Genomic DNA, 17,223 nt, shown 5'->3' on the forward strand with positions numbered 1-17,223 from the left:
GTTAGCATAAGTTGATGTAACTTTTACGTGGCAAGACGCTGCAACTGACGAAAAACAATGAGGAAGAGCGTGTGGAAAAAGCCAAACGGGTGGTCTGGCGTCTGCTGGCGGCCAGCGTATGCGTAATGGCGGTAAGCCAGGCGGTACATGCCGATTCACTGGATGAACAACGTAGCCGCTATGCCCAGATTAAACAGGCATGGGACAACAAGCAGATGGATACCGTCCAGGCGCTGATGCCGACGCTGAAGGATTATCCGCTGTATCCGTATCTGGAGTATCGTCAGATCACCGACGATCTCATGAATCAACCGACCGTCACCGTCAATAACTTCATTCAGGCGAACCCGACCCTGCCGCCTGCGCGCACCCTGAAGTCCCGGTTCGTAAACGAGCTGGCCCGTCGCGAAGACTGGCGCGGTTTGCTGGCCTTCAGCCCGGATAAACCGGGCGCGACGGAAGCGCAGTGTAATTACTATTATGCGAAATGGGCGACCGGTCAGCAGGAGGAAGCCTGGGCTGGTGCGAAAGAGTTGTGGTTGACGGGGAAAAGCCAGCCAAACGCCTGTGACCCGCTTTTCAGCGCCTGGCGCGCCTCGGGCAAGCAGGATCCGCTCTCTTACCTGGAACGCATTCGCCTGGCGATGAAGGCCGGAAACACCCGGCTGGTCACCGTGCTGGCGGGCCAGATGCCAGCGGATTATCAGACCATTGCGTCCGCCGTTATCAGTCTGGCGAACGATCCCAATACCGTGCTGACGTTTGCGCGCACCACCGGCGCGACCGATTTTACCCGTCAAATGGCGGCGGTGGCCTTTACCAGCGTGGCGCGTGATGATGTGGAAAACGCCCGGCTGATGATCCCGCAGCTGGTGCAGGCCCAGCAGCTGAATGACGATCAAACCCAGGAGCTGCGCGATATCGTTGCGTGGCGGCTGATGGGAACAGATGTCACCGACGAACAGGCGCGCTGGCGTGACGATGCGGTAATGCGTTCAAACTCTGTCTCGCTGGTAGAACGTCGCGTGCGCATGGCGTTGGGCACGGGCGATCGTCGTGGCCTCAATACCTGGCTGGCGCGTCTGCCGATGGATGCCAAAGAGAAAGATGAATGGCGTTACTGGCAGGCGGACCTGTTGCTGGAGCGTGGTCGTGAAGACGAAGCCAAAGAGATCCTCCACTCCCTGATGCAGCAGCGCGGCTTCTACCCGATGGCGGCGGCGCAGCGTCTGGGCGAGGAGTACACCCTGAAGATCGACAAAGCGCCAGCTAACGCGAACCCGGCGCTGACGCAGGGGCCAGAAATGGCGCGCGTGCGCGAGCTGATGTACTGGAATCTGGATAATACCGCGCGCAGCGAATGGGCCAATCTGGTGACCAGCCGCACCACGAATGAGAAAGCGCAGCTTGCCCGCTATGCGTTTGATAATCGCTGGTGGGATCTGAGCGTACAGGCGACGATCGCCGGCAAGCTGTGGGATCATCTCGAAGAGCGTTTCCCGCTGGCTTATAAAGATCTCTTCGAGCGTTACACCAGCGGCAAAGACATTCCGCAAAGCTACGCGATGGCGATCGCCCGTCAGGAGAGTGCGTGGAACCCGAAAGTGCGTTCTCCGGTGGGGGCCAGTGGCCTGATGCAAATTATGCCGGGCACCGCGACGCACACGGTGAAGATGTTCAACATTCCAGGTTATAGCAGCCCGTCACAGCTTCTCGATCCGGATACCAACATCAACATCGGCACCAGCTACTTGCAGTATGTCTATCAGCAGTTCGGTAATAACCGCATCTTCGCGTCAGCGGCGTACAACGCCGGACCCGGCCGCGTGCGGACATGGCTTGGCAATAGCGCAGGGCGTATCGACGCCGTGGCGTTCGTCGAGAGCATTCCGTTCTCGGAAACGCGCGGCTATGTGAAGAACGTGCTGGCGTATGACGCCTACTATCGCTACTTCATGGGGCAGAAAGATACCCTGATGAGCGATGCCGAGTGGCAGAGACGTTACTGATCGGCGTGGGTTGTGTTATGCTGTACTCGCTAATGAGTACAAGAGGCAGCATAACATGACCCAGCATTCCCCGTATTCCTCGGCGATGGCCGAACAGCGTCACCAGGAGTGGCTTCGTTTTGTGGAGCTGCTTCGCCAGTCTTACGAGCAGGATTTGCACCTACCCCTCATGCAGCTGATGCTTACGCCGGACGAGCGTGAGGCGCTGGGCACGCGCGTGCGGATTATTGAAGAGCTATTGCGCGGTGAGATGAGCCAGCGCGAGCTGAAAAACGAGCTGGGCGCGGGCATCGCGACGATTACCCGTGGGTCAAACAGCCTGAAGTCTGCGCCGGTTGAGCTGCGCCAGTGGCTCGAGTCATTCTTATTGAGCGATCAACGATAAATGGCGTTATGAAACGGGCTTAGCGCCAGGATCACCGCCTGGTGGTAAACGCTCGAACGGGTGAGCTTGCCCGCGGTAAAGACGCCAATCGCCCCTTCTTTACGGCCAATCTCATCAATGCCGGTGTACTGCGACATCACCGGCCCGAGCGCTTCGCCTTCGCGAACTTTCTCCAGAATAATCTCCGGCAGGGGCAGGGTGGCTGAACGCGCTTCGCCGCGCTGCTCACGGCTTTCAATCACCACCCAGCTGAAGGTTGCCCCTTCGTCGATGCCCGCTTCAATCGCGACCCAAAAGTCAGCGTCTGGCGCGGCGGCTTTGGCATTCGCCACGCGATTTCGTGCGCCAGCGCGCGTTTCCTCGCTGCCAAACGGCTGCTCCGGCACACCACTCTCGACGCCGACGGCGTCAATATGGCAGGATCCTTCGCCGAAGATCTCTTCAAATGCCCTTAGAATTGCCTGAATTTTGGCAGGATTGGTGGTAGCAGAGACAACATGGTGCATAATTAAGCTCGATTTAAAAAAATTCATCGCAGTATAACGGAAAAAAAGCATGTTACAGGTATACCTTGTTCGCCACGGTGAAACGCAGTGGAACGCCGAGCGACGTATTCAAGGCCAGTCAGACAGTCCTCTCACCGACAAGGGTGTGCAACAAGCGTGGCAGGTGGCGGAGCGCGCCAGAACGCTGGGTATCACTCACGTCATCTCCAGTGATTTAGGCCGCACGCAGCAGACGGCGCGCATCATTGCCGATGCCTGTGGCTGTGACGTCACCCTCGAACCGCGCCTGCGCGAACTGGATATGGGTGTGCTGGAAAAACGTCCTATCGATACGCTGACGGAAACCGAAGAAGGCTGGCGTCGCACGCTGGTGAACGGTACTGAAGATGGTCGCATCCCGGAGGGGGAATCCATGCAGGAGCTGAGCGTGCGCATGCATGCCGCGCTGGCCGAGTGCCTGAAACTTCCTGCGGGTAGCCGACCGCTGCTGGTGAGCCACGGTATCGCGCTGGGTTGCCTGGTGAGCACCATTCTGGGACTGCCGGCTTATGCCGAGCGTCGTTTGCGTCTGCGCAACTGTTCCATTTCCCGTATCGACTATCAGGAAAGTGCCTGGCTGGCATCGGGGTGGGTGGTTGAGATGGCAGGGGACATTTCGCATCTTGATGCCCCTGCACTGGACGAATTGCAGCGTTAACGACGTACCGGAATCAGGAATTCCATACGCAGATTGATAGGGCCTTCTTCCGGTTTAGCATCATGCGCCGGATAGTAGCGCTCAATGTCCTGACCTTTACGGCGATTCAGATTCAGCATCGGCATGCAGGTCCCGTAAACGGTCAGGATGAACTCCTGAACGCCCGTGCCTAAACCTTCGTATGAGAACATCACATACTCGCCGCCTTCCAGCACGACAGGCTTCGAGCCATGAATGTAACCGTTCGCCATGTCAGGCGTCAGCGCCGTGGTATAGAACACCTCCTGCTCGTCGTCTTTTTCCTGGCTTGGATGCGTTTCGTTCAGGCCATACAGAATCGGCGGGATCGCCGGAGCGTGGCTTAAAAATTCGCGCCAGAACTGAACGCGCATCTGATGGCGGAACTCGGAGATCTGCTCCAGGGAACAGGAGTAGCTCTGCGTGGTGCCAACCAGGTGCGTTTCCGGCAGGGTGATGATTTCATATTTTGGCATCGCAAACTCGCCCAGACGCAGCGGCGGACGCATACCAAAGGAACTCCAGTCCGGCGAACGACGATAAAGCGCTGGCGTTAACGAGAACTGTTTTTTAAAGGCGCGGGTGAAGGTTTGCTGTGAATCGAAGCGATATTGCAGGGCAATATCCAGGATTGGTCGCGCGGTCAGGCGCAACGCTACAGCAGACTTTGATAACCGTCGTGCACGAATATAAGCACCGATAGCATGACCGGTGACATCTTTGAACATCCTTTGCAGATGCCACTTGGAATAGCCTGCTTTTGCCGCCACATTATCCAGTGACAATGGCTGGTCGAGATGACCTTCCAGCCAGGTGAGCAGGTCGCGAATAATTCCAGCCTGATCCATATACTATCCTCATCCTTAAAACTGCCGCAGGTGCCTGTTTACAGGTTAGCGGATAATAGCATTTTTTGACGTTTTAGCATTCAGTGTTTTTTTTGCGCATAAATGCTTTTTGTGGTGATTTATGTGCGGATATATTCTAATCCTGTGATCTTGCTACATTTTTACCTAACCTGTTGAATAATCGCTCAGCGTAATTTTTTATGAATGGTAACAATATGAAATACAAGGTTTTAGTCTTTGCGGCTCTGGCGCTGATGGCAGGGCGCGTGGCGCAGGCGGAGCAAATTGGCTCCGTGGATACCGTGTTTAAAATGTTTGGGCCGGACCACAAAATTGTGGTGGAGGCCTTTGACGATCCGGACGTGAAAAACGTCACCTGCTATGTCAGCAGGGCGAAGACGGGCGGGATTAAAGGCGGCCTGGGTCTGGCTGAAGACACGTCTGACGCGGCCATTTCCTGCCAGCAGGTTGGCCCGGTGGAATTGAGTGACAAAATCAAAAACGGCAAAGCGCAGGGCGACGTCGTATTCCAGAAACGGACCTCGCTGGTATTCAAAAAGCTACAGGTAGTGCGTTTTTATGACGCGAAGCGCAACACCCTGGCTTATCTGGCTTATTCCGACAAAGTCGTGGAAGGGTCACCGAAAAACGCGATTAGCGCGGTGCCGATTATGCCGTGGCATTAATACAGAGATGAACCATGCAACAACCTGTGGTCTGGCTGGTTGAAGACGAAACCAGTATTGCCGATACGCTTATCTACATGCTTCAGCAGGAAGGGTTTGCGGTAAAGGCGTTTGAACGGGGGCTACCCGTGCTGGAGGCGGCGCGGCGGCAGGTTCCGGCGCTCGCCATTCTGGATATCGGGCTGCCGGACATCAGTGGTTTCGAGCTCTGCCGCCAGCTTCTGGCGCAGCATCCGTCACTGCCCGTGCTGTTTCTGACGGCACGCAGTGACGAAGTGGATAAACTCCTCGGCCTGGAAATGGGCGCAGACGACTACGTCGCCAAACCTTTCTCCCCGCGCGAGGTATGCGCCCGGGTAAGGACCATTTTACGCCGGATGCAAAAATCTGCCGCGCCAGCAGAGACGGTGCGTATCGGGCAGTTTGAGCTGAACGAACCAGCAGCCCGAATCAGCTGGTGCGGTGAAGCATTGCCCCTGACCCGCTACGAATTCTTGCTGCTCAAAACCCTGTTACAGGCGCCCGGACGCGTATTTTCTCGCCAGCAGCTCATGGACAAGGTATGGGGTGAAGACGGGGACAGTTTCGATCGTACCGTGGATACCCACATCAAAACCCTTCGCGCCAAGCTGCGGGCGGTGAACGAGGAACTCTCACCCATCAGCACCCATCGCGGTATGGGCTATAGTCTGGGCCTTTACTGATGCGCATTGGGATGCGGTTATTGCTGGGATATTTCCTCATCGTGGCCATCGCCGCGTGGTTTGTGCTGTCGATCTTTGTTCAGGAAGTGAAGCCCGGCGTGCGAAGGGCAACCGAGGGCACGTTGATCGATACCGCGACCTTGCTCGCCGAAGTCGGGCGTGAGGATCTTCTTTCGGGCAATGCGCAGCAGGGCAAACTGGCGCAGGCCTTTTCCCAGCTCCATCAGCGGCCTTTCCGCGCCAATATCGGCGGCATTCATAAGGTGCGCAACGAGTATCACGTCTATATGACCGATGCGCAGGGGAGAGTGGTGTTTGATTCCACAGGCCTGGCGTTAGGACAAGATTACTCTCGCTGGAACGACGTCTGGCTGACGCTTCGCGGCGAATACGGCGCGCGCAGTACTCAGATCAATCCCGAGGATCCGGAGAGTACGGTGATGTATGTTGCCGCGCCGGTTGTGGAACAGGGCCAAATCATCGGCGTGCTGTCGGTGGGGAAACCTAACAGCGCGATGGACCCGGTTATTCATCGCAGCGAGCGGCGAATTCTGTGGGCAGGCGGGGCGCTGCTCGGCATTGCTTTGCTGATCGGTCTTTTTGTCGCCTGGTGGATCAACCGTTCCATCAGTACGTTATCGCACTACGCCGACTCGGTGACCACCGACACGCCTCTCCCGCTGCCCAATCCGGGCAGCAGCGAACTGCACAAGCTGGCCCAGGCGCTGGAAAATATGCGCATTCGCCTCGAAGGGAAAAACTATATTGAACGCTATGTCCATGCGCTCACCCACGAGCTGAAAAGCCCGATCGCGGCCATACGCGGCGCGGCGGAAATACTCGCCGAGCAGCCGCCGCCGCAGGTGGCTGCGCGGTTCATCGATAACATTCTGGTACAAAACGCGCGCATGCAGTCGCTGGTTGAAAAACTGCTCGCTCAGGCTCGGCTTGAAAATCGGGTCGAGATTACGCCCGAGGCCGTCCGGGTCGACTCGCTGTTTACCCGGCTTGCTGACGCGCGATCGGCGCAGCTGGCGACAAAAGAGATTGCGCTGACCCTCCAGCCTGCTTCGCTTTATGTTAAAGGCGATCCCGACCTGCTTGAACAGTCGCTCGGTAATTTGCTGGATAACGCTATCGATTTCACACCGCAGGGCGGATCCATAGAACTGGCGGCCCGGGAAGAGCACGGGCAGATACAGCTGATCGTCACCGACAGCGGAAGCGGGATCCCGGATTACGCGCGGGATCGTATTTTTGAACGCTTCTATTCCCTGCCGCGGGATAATGGGGTTAAGAGCAGCGGGCTTGGGCTGGCCTTTGTCCAGGAGGTGGCTCGTCTGCATCAGGGAGAGATTACATTGCGCAATCGTGATGAAGGCGGCGTGATGGCCACGCTGACACTTCACCGTCCCTTCACATAACTTCAAACTTCCCCCACACAGCCTGGTTACGCTCTCTTCATCGCAAAGGAGACGTAATGATGAAATCCCCCCTGTTCTGGAAAGTAAGCACCCTGCTGGGGTGCATTCTGCTGCTGTTAGTTCCGCTGTGTATGGTGAGTAACCTCATTTCAGAGCGTGAAAGCTACCGTAATGATGTCGAAAACACACTTCGCCAGAGTACCAGTGGACCGCAAAAACTGGTCGGCCCGATGATGGCGATCCCGGTTACGGAGGTCTTCTACAAGTCAGAGGATGAGAAGCAAGTCGAGTACAAGAAAAGCTATATGCGTTTCATCCTGCCGGAGTCTCTGCTTGTTGAGGGTAACCAGCACGTTGAGTCCCGAAATATCGGTATTTATGACGGTCAGATCTGGAACACTGAACTCAACATAAAAGCGCGATTCAACACCGAAAAAATCACGCAGCTGAAAGGGGAGACGATGACCCTGGGGCAGCCGTTTATCGTTGTTGGCGTGGGCGATGCTCGCGGCATTGGCACGGTTAACGTCTCCAGTATCAACGGTGAGACGCTGAGCGTAGAGCCGGGTTCAGGCGTGTATGGGGGGCTTTCCGGTATTCATATCCCGCTGACGGACAAAGCGCTGGAGCCAAAAACGTTTGTCATGGACATGTCGCTGAATCTGGCGGGGACGGGAAGTTTTGCCGTGGTGCCTGTGGGACGTAACAGTGAAATGGCGCTGAACAGCAACTGGCCGCATCCGGGCTTTATGGGTAACTATCTGCCGGTGAAGCACAAAATTGGTGATTCCGGTTTTCAGGCGAACTGGCAGAGCAGCTGGTTTGCGAACAACCTTGAGAGCTGGTTCAACGGCAGTGAATCTCCGACGTGGGAGTCGATCCCCGCTTTCAGCGTCACGGTAGCCACGCCCGCCGATCAGTATCAACTGACTGACCGGGCGATCAAGTACGCTATTTTGCTGATTGCGCTGACGTTTATGGCCTTCTTTGTTTTCGAAACTCTCACCGGTCTGCGCCTGCACCCGATGCAGTATCTGCTGGTGGGGCTTTCGCTGGTGCTGTTCTATCTGGTGCTGCTGGCGCTGTCAGAACACGTCGGCTTTACACCAGCCTGGGTTGTTGCAAGTCTGGTGGGCGCGGCGATGAACGGGATGTACCTGCATGCTGTGCTGAAAAGCTGGAAGCGCAGCGGGCTGTTCGTGCTGGCCCTGCTGGGGCTGGACGTGGTGATGTGGTTCCTGTTGCGCTCGGAGGATAGCGCGCTGCTGTTGGGGTCTGCGGTTCTCGCGCTGGCGCTGTTCGCCGTGATGTACCTGACCCGACATCTCGACTGGTATTCACTTTCACAGCCGAAGCGGTCTGAGCCACCAGCATCGCCGGATGACGATACGATGCGGATCTGGAAATAAAAAAAACGGCGCAAAAGCGCCGTTTTTTACTGCGTGACGGAACGGATTACTCCTGGAGGTCACCGCAGAAACGATAGCCTTCACCATGGATCGTGGCGATGATTTCCGGCGTATCCGGCGTAGATTCGAAATGTTTACGAATACGACGGATGGTTACGTCAACGGTACGATCGTGTGGCTTCAACTCACGACCGGTCATTTTCTTCAGCAGTTCTGCACGGGACTGAATCTTGCCCGGGTTCTCGCAGAAGTGCAGCATCGCGCGGAATTCACTGCGCGGCAGTTTGTACTGCTCACCGTTCGGGCTAATCAGCGAACGGCTATTGATATCAAGTTCCCAGCCGTTGAATTTGTAGCTGTCGACGCTACGACGCTCTTCACTGACCGTACCCAGATTCATGGTGCGGGACAGCAGGTTGCGTGCACGAATGGTTAACTCGCGAGGGTTGAACGGCTTGGTGATGTAGTCATCCGCGCCGATTTCCAGACCAAGAATTTTATCAACCTCGTTGTCACGGCCTGTCAGGAACATCAACGCGACGTTCGCCTGTTCACGCAGTTCGCGCGCCAGAAGAAGCCCGTTTTTGCCCGGCAGATTGATATCCATAATCACCAGGTTGATATCATTTTCAGAAAGGATCTGATGCATCTCTGCGCCATCGGTCGCTTCAAAGACATCGTAGCCTTCTGCTTCGAAAATGCTCTTTAACGTGTTGCGTGTTACCAACTCGTCTTCAACGATAAGAATGTGCGGGGTCTGCATGTTTGCTACCTAAATTGCCAACTAAATCGAAACAGGAAGTACAAAAGTCCCTGACCTGCCTGATGCATGTCGCAAATTAACATGATCGGCTTAACGTGACTAAAGTACGTAATTGCGTTCTTGATGCACTTTCCATCAACGTCAACAACATCATTAGCTTGGTCGTGGGTACTTTCCCTTTGGACCCGACAGTGTCAAAAACGGCTGTCATCCTAACCATTTTAACAGCAACATAACAGGCTAAGTGACACCGGACACCCAATAAAACTACGCTTCGTTGACATATATCAAGTTCAATTGTAGCACGTTAACAGTTTGATGAAATCATCGTAGCTGAATGCTAGCCTTTGTCACAATTTTTCAATAAACCAACTAGTTGCGGACATTGATTGATAAACGGTACGAATCCAATCAGAAAAGAGTATTCATATGGTCATTATCATTACAAAACATAAGGATAATGAACTTCTGTTAACATTCTAACTGATTGTTCAGCCACAAAATAGTTTAGCGTTTTTAATTTGTTATGAAACGCTATTTCAGTGATTTGTGTTGCAAATTTGTAAATTCGCGCTGCGTAATATGATAAAGTGAATCACATTTTTACCCGCTAAATGATTAAAAAGAGAGCATAAATGCATCTGTCGATTGTGCTGGTTGCACCAGCGAGAGCCGAGAATATTGGCGCTGCGGCGCGGGCTATGAAGACCATGGGTTTTACCGATTTGCGTATTGTGGACAGCACCGCACATCAGGAACCTGCTGCGCGGTGGGTTGCGCACGGTTCGGGTGATATTCTCGATAATATAACCACTTACGCAACACTCGCTGACGCGCTGCACGATATTTCGTTTACCATCGCGACGACCGCGCGCAGCCGGGCAAAGTTTCACTATTACGCCACGCCCGCTGAACTGGTGCCGATGCTGGAAGAAAAAAGCCAGTGGCTGGAGAAAGCCGCACTGGTATTTGGGCGCGAGGATTCCGGGCTGACCAACGAAGAACTGGAGCTGGCTGACGTGCTGACGGGCGCGCCGATGGTGGCGGATTATCCATCACTCAATCTGGGGCAGGCGGTGATGGTTTATTGCTATCAATTAGCATCCTTAATACAAATTTCTCAGCCACCGGTGACAATGCCGGATGAAAACCAGCTGGCGGCACTGCGGGTTCGTGCAGATAAGCTTCTTGTGCAGCTGGGCGTCGCGGATGATCAAAAAATGGTGGACTGGTTGCAGCAGCGTTTAGGGCGTCTTGAACAGCGCGACACCGCAATGCTGCACCGATTGCTCCATGATATTGAAAAAAAATTAGCCGAGTAAAATCGTGCCATAGGTTTTTATTATGGCCGATCCTGCTGATGTCAGGGGTTGCATCTGGGGGATTCCGATGAAAATAAATCAGCCCACAGTGGGACGTGAGAATGTCCCGAATTGTGATCAAATTAAAAATTCATTGACTTAAGAAGCTCGATCCTTTAACCCTAAAAGAATAGAGCACAGACAGATAATAATGACAGAGTACACAACATCCATGAAACGCATCAGCATCACCACCATTACTACAACCATCATCATTACCACAGGTAACGATGCGGGCTGACGCGTACAGGAAAAACAGAAAAAAGCCCGCACCTGAACAGTGCGGGCTTTTTTTTCGGCTAAAGGAAATGAGGTAGAACCATGCGAGTGTTGAAGTTCGGCGGTACGTCAGTGGCAAATGCAGAGCGTTTTCTGCGTGTTGCCGATATCCTGGAAAGCAACGCCAGGCAGGGGCAGGTTGCCACCGTGCTCTCTGCCCCGGCTAAAATCACGAACCACCTGGTGGCGATGATTGAAAAAACCATCGGTGGTCAGGATGCACTGCCGAACATCAGCGACGCCGAGCATATCTTCGCCGATCTGCTTCAGGGGCTGGCAGACGCCCAGCCTGGTTTCCCGCTGGCGCAGTTGAAAGCCACTGTTGAACTCGAATTTGCCCAGATCAAACATGTTCTTCACGGTATCAGCCTGCTGGGTCAGTGCCCGGACAGCATCAACGCGGCGCTGATTTGCCGGGGTGAAAAGCTCTCCATCGCCATCATGGCGGGGGTGCTGGAAGCGCGCGGTCACCACGTGACGGTCATCGATCCGGTTGAGAAACTGCTGGCAGTAGGCCACTACCTTGAATCCACCGTCGACATTGCCGAGTCGACACGCCGCATTGCGGCAAGCAAAATTCCGTCTGACCATATGATCCTGATGGCAGGCTTCACCGCCGGTAACGAGAAGGGCGAACTGGTGGTGCTGGGGCGTAACGGCTCTGATTACTCCGCTGCCGTGCTGGCGGCCTGTTTACGTGCAGACTGTTGTGAGATCTGGACTGACGTCGACGGCGTTTATACCTGCGATCCGCGTCAGGTGCCGGACGCCAGGTTGTTGAAGTCGATGTCGTACCAGGAAGCGATGGAGCTTTCCTACTTCGGTGCTAAAGTGCTTCACCCGCGTACCATCTCCCCGATTGCCCAGTTCCAGATCCCTTGCCTGATTAAAAATACCGGTAATCCGCAAGCGCCGGGTACGCTGATTGGCGCCAGCGCGGATGAAGATGACCTGCCGGTGAAAGGCATTTCGAATCTTAATAACATGGCGATGTTCAGCGTCTCCGGCCCGGGCATGAAGGGCATGGTCGGCATGGCTGCGCGCGTGTTTGCCGCCATGTCCCGCAACGGGATCTCCGTCGTGCTGATCACGCAGTCTTCCTCGGAATATAGCATCAGCTTCTGCGTCCCACAGGGCGATTGCCTGCGCGCCCGTCGCGCGCTGGAAGAAGAGTTCTACCTGGAGCTGAAAGAGGAACTGCTGGAGCCGCTCTCTATTCAGGAGCGCCTGGCCGTGATCTCCGTGGTGGGCGACGGCATGCGCACCCTGCGCGGTATCTCTGCCAAATTCTTTGCCGCGCTGGCGCGGGCCAATATCAATATCGTGGCGATTGCCCAGGGCTCATCAGAGCGTTCAATTTCCGTGGTTGTGGATAACGATGATGCCACTACCGGCGTGCGCGTGGTGCATCAGATGCTGTTCAATACCGACCAGGTGATTGAGCTGTTTCTGGTGGGCGTTGGCGGCGTCGGCGGCGCGCTGCTGGAGCAGGTCAAGCGCCAGCAGGAGTGGCTTAAGAAAAAGCACATCGATCTACGCGTCTGCGGTATCGCTAACTCGAAAGCATTGCTGACTAACGTCCACGGTCTGAACCTGGAAAACTGGCAGGCGGAGCTGGAAGAGGCAAAAGAGCCGTTTAACCTGGGCCGCCTGATCCGTCTGGTAAAAGAGTATCACCTGCTTAACCCGGTGATCGTCGACTGTACCTCCAGCCAGGCGGTGGCCGATCAGTACGCGGATTTCCTGCGCGAAGGCTTCCACGTGGTGACGCCGAACAAAAAGGCCAACACCTCGTCGATGGATTACTATCACCAGCTGCGCCTGGCGGCGAGTAAGTCGCGCCGCAAGTTTCTGTATGACACCAACGTGGGCGCGGGCCTGCCGGTCATTGAGAACCTGCAAAACCTGCTGAACGCGGGGGATGAACTCCAGCGTTTCTCCGGCATCCTTTCCGGCTCTCTGTCGTTTATCTTCGGCAAGCTGGATGAAGGGATGAGCCTGTCGGAAGCCACCCGCGCCGCGCGCGAGCTGGGCTACACCGAGCCAGACCCGCGCGACGACCTTTCCGGCATGGACGTGGCGCGTAAGCTGCTGATCCTGGTGCGTGAGACGGGCCGCGAGCTGGAGCTTTCGGATATCGTGATTGAACCGGTGCTGCCTGCCGAGTTTGACAGCAGCGGCGATGTCAGCACCTTTATGGCGAATTTGCCCCAGCTTGACGATGCCTTTGCCGCACGCGTTGCGAAAGCCCGTGATGAAGGTAAGGTATTGCGCTATGTTGGCAACATTGAAGAAGACGGCGTGTGCCGGGTGAAGATTGCCGAAGTGGATGGCAACGATCCGCTGTATAAGGTGAAAAACGGCGAGAACGCCCTGGCGTTCTACAGCCATTATTATCAGCCACTGCCGCTGGTGCTTCGCGGCTATGGCGCAGGGAATGATGTAACGGCGGCAGGCGTGTTTGCCGATCTGCTGCGTACCCTGTCATGGAAGTTAGGAGTTTAAGATGGTTAAAGTATATGCCCCGGCTTCCAGCGCCAATATGAGCGTCGGGTTTGACGTGCTGGGGGCGGCGGTGACGCCGGTGGATGGTTCGCTGCTGGGTGATACGGTAACGGTTGAGGCGTCAGAGCACTTCAGCCTGAATAACGTGGGCCGCTTCGCCAGCAAACTGCCGTCTGAGCCGCGCGAAAATATCGTTTATCAGTGCTGGGAACGCTTCTGTCAGGAGATCGGCAAAAACGTGCCGGTCGCCATGACGCTGGAAAAGAGCATGCCGATTGGCTCGGGCCTCGGCTCGAGCGCCTGCTCGGTGGTCGCCGCGCTGGTGGCGATGAATGAGCACTGCGGCAAGCCGCTGAACAACAGCCGTCTGCTGGCGCTGATGGGCGAGCTGGAGGGGCGCATCTCCGGCAGCATTCATTATGATAATGTGGCGCCATGTTTCCTCGGCGGCATGCAGCTGATGATTGAAGAAAATGGCATCATCAGCCAGCAGGTGCCAGGGTTTGATGAGTGGCTGTGGGTACTGGCCTATCCGGGCATTAAAGTGTCTACCGCCGAAGCGCGTGCGATCCTGCCAGCGCAGTATCGTCGTCAGGACTGTATCGCCCACGGGCGTCATCTGGCGGGCTTTATTCACGCCTGCTACACCCGTCAGCCGCAGCTGGCGGCGAAACTGATGAAAGACGTCATTGCCGAACCGTATCGCACGAAGCTGCTGCCGGGCTTTAACGATGCGCGACAGGCATCCATGGATATCGGCGCACAGGCGTGTGGCATCTCCGGCTCCGGCCCGACGCTGTTCGCCTTATGCGACAAGCCAGACACCGCGCAGCGCGTGGCGGACTGGCTCTCTAAACACTACCTGCAAAATCAGGAAGGCTTTGTTCATATTTGCCGTCTGGACACGGCTGGCGCACGAGTACTGGGATAACGAATGAAACTCTACAACCTTAAAGATCATAACGAGCAGGTCAGCTTCGCGCAGGCGGTAACGCAGGGTTTGGGCAAAAATCAGGGGCTGTTCTTTCCCCACGACCTGCCGGAATTTCAGCTGACTGAAATTGATGAACTGCTGAAACAGGACTTTGTCACCCGCAGCACCAAAATTCTGTCTGCGTTTATCGGCGACGAAATCCCGCAGGAGCTGCTCGAAGAGCGCGTGCGCGCGGCGTTTGCTTTCCCGGCTCCGGTGAAACAGGTGGAGCCTGACATTGGCTGTCTGGAGCTGTTCCACGGCCCGACGCTGGCGTTCAAAGATTTCGGCGGTCGCTTTATGGCGCAGATGCTGACCCACATCAGCGGTGACAAACCGGTGACCATCCTGACCGCGACCTCCGGTGATACCGGGGCAGCGGTGGCCCATGCGTTCTACGGCCTGAAAAACGTCCGCGTGGTGATCCTCTATCCGAAAGGCAAAATCAGTCCGCTTCAGGAAAAACTGTTCTGCACCCTGGGGGGCAACATTGAAACCGTGGCGATCGACGGCGATTTCGATGCCTGCCAGGCGCTGGTCAAGCAGGCCTTCGATGACGAAGAGCTGAAGGCGGCGCTGGGGCTGAACTCTGCCAACTCCATCAACATCAGCCGTCTGCTGGCGCAGATCTGCTACTACTTCGAAGCGGTGGCGCAGCTGCCGCAGGAAGCGCGCAATCAGCTGGTGGTTTCCGTGCCAAGCGGGAACTTCGGCGATCTGACGGCGGGTCTGCTGGCAAAATCACTCGGCCTGCCGGTGAAACGCTTTATTGCCGCCACCAACGCCAACGACACTGTGCCGCGTTTCCTGAAGGACGGAAAATGGGCGCCGAACGCGACTCAGGCCACGCTCTCCAATGCGATGGATGTGTCACAGCCTAACAACTGGCCGCGTGTGGAAGAGCTGTTCCGCCGTAAGGTCTGGCGTCTGGGCGACCTGGGCTACGCTGCGGTAACGGACGAAACCACTAAAGCCACCCTGCGCGAGCTGAAAGCGGTGGGGTACACTTCTGAGCCACACGCGGCGATTGCCTATCGTGCCCTGCGCGATCAGCTTCAACCGGGCGAGTATGGCCTGTTCCTCGGCACCGCCCATCCAGCCAAGTTCAAAGAGAGCGTGGAAGCGATCCTGGGCGAAACGCTGCCGCTGCCAAAAGAGCTGGCCGAGCGCGCCGATCTGCCGCTGCTGTCCCATGAGCTGCCCGCAGACTTTGCCGCGCTGCGTAAGCTGATGATGACCCGAGCGTAAGTTTGTTGCCCGGTGGCGGCTACGCCTTACCGGGCCTACAACGGCTCAGAATGTAGGCCGGGTAAGGCGAAGCCGCCACCCGGCTTTTTTATGGAGAAATTAAGGAGAAAAACAGCAGGAAAAAAGCAGAAATTCCCAATAAATGCGGTCACTTAGCGTTTAGGATTGCAGAGAATAACATCCCCCGTTCCCATCACGTACTCTCCTTACATCGGCCCACGTCGGGCAAGAAGAATAAGGAGTCACCTGTGTCTACACTGAAACCTGCACTCATCGCGCTTTCCCTGATGCTGGTCGCCCCTATGGCGGTACAGGCATCTGAAATTACTCTCGTACCTGCGGTAAAATTGCAAATAGGCGATCGGGATAATAACGGACACTACTGGGATGGTGGCCGCTGGCGCGACCATGACTGGTGGAAAGCGCACTATGACTGGCGCGATAACCACTGGCGTCCGCACGATGAGCGCCGCGATCGTGACCACCATCATGACGATCGTCGCCATGACGATCATCGTCCTGGCCCGGACTGGAAACACCATTAATGCAGAACCCCGCCAGAGGGCGGGGTTGTCATTTATTGCTCGTGACGCTTAAACACCAGCTCGTTTTTTCCTGACGATGCCTCGTCGAAGAAGTACCCTTCACAGTTAAAGCCGGTGAGCTGCTCTGGCTTCGTCAGGCGGTTTTGGATGATGAAGCGGCTCATCATACCGCGCGCTTTTTTAGCGTAAAAGCTGATCACTTTAAATTTGCCGTTCTTCTCGTCGAGGAACACCGGCTTGATAATGTCCGCATCCAGCTTTTTCGGCTTCACCGATTTAAAGTACTCATCGGAGGCCAGGTTGATCACCACGTTATCCCCCTGGGCTTGCAGCGCCGCGTTAAGCGTGTCGGTGATAACATCGCCCCAGAACTGGTACAGATCTTTGCCTTTGGCGTTTTCCAGGCGGATACCCATCTCCAGGCGATACGGCTGCATTAGATCCAGCGGGCGCAGCACCCCGTACAGGCCGGACAGCATGCGCAGATGCTGCTGGGCAAAATCGAAATCGGCTTCGCTAAACGTTTCTGCTTGCAGGCCAGTGTAGACATCACCTTTGAAGGCTAACAGCGCCTGGCGGGCATTAGCGGGCGTGAAGTCAGGCTGCCAGTCGTGAAAACGGGTGGCGTTCAGGTCGGCGAGTTTATCGCTGATGCTCATCAGCGAGGCGATCTGCGGAGCCGAAAGTTTACGCGCTTCGCGGATCAGCTGTTGCGAGTAGTCCAGCAATTCCGGCTGGGTATAACGCTCAGTGGCGAGCGGGCTCTGGTAGTCGAGCGTTTTTGCAGGTGAAATCAGAATCAGCATATCCAGTCCTTGCAGGAAATTTAGAGCGACTTTAACAAAAAATCGCCCTGAATTGAT

General features: G+C 55.8%; 18 protein-coding genes and 1 other annotated feature. Of the genes, 14 read left to right on the top strand and 4 right to left on the bottom strand.

The window, feature by feature from the left end; all coding sequences use genetic code 11:
• The first annotated feature begins 71 nt into the window (after positions 1–71).
• Both sltY and trpR read left to right on the top strand, forming a co-directional pair.
• The gene (gene sltY / locus ACOTX7_RS03625; protein WP_047354680.1) at positions 72–2,009 is read left to right on the top strand and encodes a murein transglycosylase; all 1,938 of its coding nucleotides are present in this window, start codon (positions 72–74) and stop codon (positions 2,007–2,009) included.
• Between the two features lie 55 nt (positions 2,010–2,064).
• Positions 2,065–2,394, top strand: coding sequence for a trp operon repressor (gene trpR, locus ACOTX7_RS03630; protein WP_221812957.1), 330 nt, complete (start codon positions 2,065–2,067; stop codon positions 2,392–2,394).
• On the opposite strand, the gene yjjX is transcribed toward trpR, so the two are convergent.
• Positions 2,385–2,900 (bottom strand): inosine/xanthosine triphosphatase, encoded by a 516-nt coding sequence (gene yjjX, locus ACOTX7_RS03635; RefSeq protein WP_032673791.1) that lies wholly within the window; start codon positions 2,898–2,900, stop codon positions 2,385–2,387. The two genes, trpR and yjjX, sit on opposite strands and share 10 nt — an antisense overlap.
• 49 nt (positions 2,901–2,949) lie before the next feature.
• Between yjjX and gpmB the strand changes: the two genes are divergently transcribed.
• Positions 2,950–3,597: a 2,3-diphosphoglycerate-dependent phosphoglycerate mutase GpmB gene (gene gpmB / locus ACOTX7_RS03640; RefSeq protein WP_006810187.1), complete on the top strand. Its 648-nt coding sequence runs from the start codon at positions 2,950–2,952 to the stop codon at positions 3,595–3,597.
• Here gpmB and robA read toward each other — a convergent pair.
• Complete coding sequence (gene robA / locus ACOTX7_RS03645; RefSeq protein WP_006810186.1) at positions 3,594–4,463, bottom strand: MDR efflux pump AcrAB transcriptional activator RobA; 870 nt, start codon at positions 4,461–4,463, stop codon at positions 3,594–3,596. The genes gpmB and robA overlap by 4 nt on opposite strands.
• A 215-nt stretch (positions 4,464–4,678) precedes the next feature.
• Here robA and creA point away from each other — a divergent pair, with 215 nt between their 5' ends.
• The 4 genes from creA to creD are packed head-to-tail and all read left to right on the top strand — an operon-like array spanning position 4,679 to position 8,686.
• Positions 4,679–5,149 (top strand): protein CreA, encoded by a 471-nt coding sequence (gene creA / locus ACOTX7_RS03650; RefSeq protein ID WP_003856503.1) that lies wholly within the window; start codon positions 4,679–4,681, stop codon positions 5,147–5,149.
• A gap of 14 nt (positions 5,150–5,163) precedes the next feature.
• Positions 5,164–5,853, top strand: coding sequence for a two-component system response regulator CreB (gene creB / locus ACOTX7_RS03655; RefSeq protein WP_125358541.1), 690 nt, complete (start codon positions 5,164–5,166; stop codon positions 5,851–5,853).
• Positions 5,853–7,277 (top strand): two-component system sensor histidine kinase CreC, encoded by a 1,425-nt coding sequence (gene creC / locus ACOTX7_RS03660; RefSeq protein WP_221812955.1) that lies wholly within the window; start codon positions 5,853–5,855, stop codon positions 7,275–7,277. The genes creB and creC overlap by 1 nt, the downstream gene beginning before the upstream one ends.
• Before the next feature lie 56 nt (positions 7,278–7,333).
• Positions 7,334–8,686, top strand: coding sequence for a cell envelope integrity protein CreD (gene creD, locus ACOTX7_RS03665; protein WP_221812954.1), 1,353 nt, complete (start codon positions 7,334–7,336; stop codon positions 8,684–8,686).
• Positions 8,687–8,732: 46 nt separating this feature from the next.
• Here the strand turns inward: creD and arcA are convergent, their stop codons facing one another.
• Entirely contained in the window at positions 8,733–9,449 is a 717-nt protein-coding gene (gene arcA, locus ACOTX7_RS03670; protein ID WP_003856501.1) for a two-component system response regulator ArcA, read from the bottom strand.
• A gap of 95 nt (positions 9,450–9,544) precedes the next feature.
• Between arcA and yjjY the strand changes: the two genes are divergently transcribed.
• From yjjY to ACOTX7_RS03705, 7 genes are all read left to right on the top strand, one after another.
• Positions 9,545–9,685 (top strand): protein YjjY, encoded by a 141-nt coding sequence (gene yjjY / locus ACOTX7_RS03675; RefSeq protein ID WP_001541509.1) that lies wholly within the window; start codon positions 9,545–9,547, stop codon positions 9,683–9,685.
• 399 nt (positions 9,686–10,084) lie between these two features.
• Positions 10,085–10,771 carry a tRNA/rRNA methyltransferase gene (locus ACOTX7_RS03680; RefSeq protein WP_221256886.1) on the top strand — a complete coding sequence of 229 codons (687 nt, stop codon included), beginning with the start codon at positions 10,085–10,087 and terminating at the stop codon, positions 10,769–10,771.
• Between the two features lie 211 nt (positions 10,772–10,982).
• Complete coding sequence (gene thrL, locus ACOTX7_RS03685; RefSeq protein WP_015572623.1) at positions 10,983–11,051, top strand: thr operon leader peptide; 69 nt, start codon at positions 10,983–10,985, stop codon at positions 11,049–11,051.
• Positions 10,990–11,107: a sequence feature (Thr leader region), on the top strand. Its footprint overlaps the gene before it by 62 nt.
• A gap of 24 nt (positions 11,108–11,131) precedes the next feature.
• Positions 11,132–13,594: a bifunctional aspartate kinase/homoserine dehydrogenase I gene (gene thrA, locus ACOTX7_RS03690; protein WP_047354687.1), complete on the top strand. Its 2,463-nt coding sequence runs from the start codon at positions 11,132–11,134 to the stop codon at positions 13,592–13,594.
• Position 13,595: 1 nt separating this feature from the next.
• On the top strand, positions 13,596–14,525 hold the full coding sequence (gene thrB / locus ACOTX7_RS03695; RefSeq protein WP_221256887.1) for a homoserine kinase: 930 nt from the start codon (positions 13,596–13,598) through the stop codon (positions 14,523–14,525).
• A 3-nt stretch (positions 14,526–14,528) separates the two neighbouring features.
• The gene (thrC, locus tag ACOTX7_RS03700; protein WP_221256888.1) at positions 14,529–15,815 is read left to right on the top strand and encodes a threonine synthase; all 1,287 of its coding nucleotides are present in this window, start codon (positions 14,529–14,531) and stop codon (positions 15,813–15,815) included.
• 248 nt (positions 15,816–16,063) lie between these two features.
• Entirely contained in the window at positions 16,064–16,360 is a 297-nt protein-coding gene (locus ACOTX7_RS03705) for a DUF2502 domain-containing protein (RefSeq protein WP_047354689.1), read from the top strand.
• 32 nt (positions 16,361–16,392) lie between these two features.
• On the opposite strand, the gene yaaA is transcribed toward ACOTX7_RS03705, so the two are convergent.
• Positions 16,393–17,166 carry a peroxide stress protein YaaA gene (gene yaaA, locus ACOTX7_RS03710; RefSeq protein WP_221256890.1) on the bottom strand — a complete coding sequence of 258 codons (774 nt, stop codon included), beginning with the start codon at positions 17,164–17,166 and terminating at the stop codon, positions 16,393–16,395.
• Positions 17,167–17,223 lie beyond the last annotated feature (57 nt).

The sequence above is a fragment of the Enterobacter cloacae complex sp. IR5418 genome (assembly GCF_049238105.1).
Classification (GTDB): domain Bacteria; phylum Pseudomonadota; class Gammaproteobacteria; order Enterobacterales; family Enterobacteriaceae; genus Enterobacter; species Enterobacter hormaechei.

Bases quoted from the DNA above. Each gene is read 5' to 3' on its own strand.
- trpR (WP_221812957.1), top strand. From the start codon at position 2,065: ATGACCCAGCATTCCCCGTATTCCTCGGCGATGGCCGAACAGCGTCAC.
- yjjX (WP_032673791.1), bottom strand. From the start codon at position 2,900: ATGCACCATGTTGTCTCTGCTACCACCAATCCTGCCAAAATTCAGGCA.
- gpmB (WP_006810187.1), top strand. From the start codon at position 2,950: ATGTTACAGGTATACCTTGTTCGCCACGGTGAAACGCAGTGGAACGCC.
- robA (WP_006810186.1), bottom strand. From the start codon at position 4,463: ATGGATCAGGCTGGAATTATTCGCGACCTGCTCACCTGGCTGGAAGGT.
- creA (WP_003856503.1), top strand. From the start codon at position 4,679: ATGAAATACAAGGTTTTAGTCTTTGCGGCTCTGGCGCTGATGGCAGGG.
- creB (WP_125358541.1), top strand. From the start codon at position 5,164: ATGCAACAACCTGTGGTCTGGCTGGTTGAAGACGAAACCAGTATTGCC.
- creC (WP_221812955.1), top strand. From the start codon at position 5,853: ATGCGCATTGGGATGCGGTTATTGCTGGGATATTTCCTCATCGTGGCC.
- creD (WP_221812954.1), top strand. From the start codon at position 7,334: ATGATGAAATCCCCCCTGTTCTGGAAAGTAAGCACCCTGCTGGGGTGC.
- arcA (WP_003856501.1), bottom strand. From the start codon at position 9,449: ATGCAGACCCCGCACATTCTTATCGTTGAAGACGAGTTGGTAACACGC.
- ACOTX7_RS03680 (WP_221256886.1), top strand. From the start codon at position 10,085: ATGCATCTGTCGATTGTGCTGGTTGCACCAGCGAGAGCCGAGAATATT.
- thrA (WP_047354687.1), top strand. From the start codon at position 11,132: ATGCGAGTGTTGAAGTTCGGCGGTACGTCAGTGGCAAATGCAGAGCGT.
- thrB (WP_221256887.1), top strand. From the start codon at position 13,596: ATGGTTAAAGTATATGCCCCGGCTTCCAGCGCCAATATGAGCGTCGGG.
- thrC (WP_221256888.1), top strand. From the start codon at position 14,529: ATGAAACTCTACAACCTTAAAGATCATAACGAGCAGGTCAGCTTCGCG.
- yaaA (WP_221256890.1), bottom strand. From the start codon at position 17,166: ATGCTGATTCTGATTTCACCTGCAAAAACGCTCGACTACCAGAGCCCG.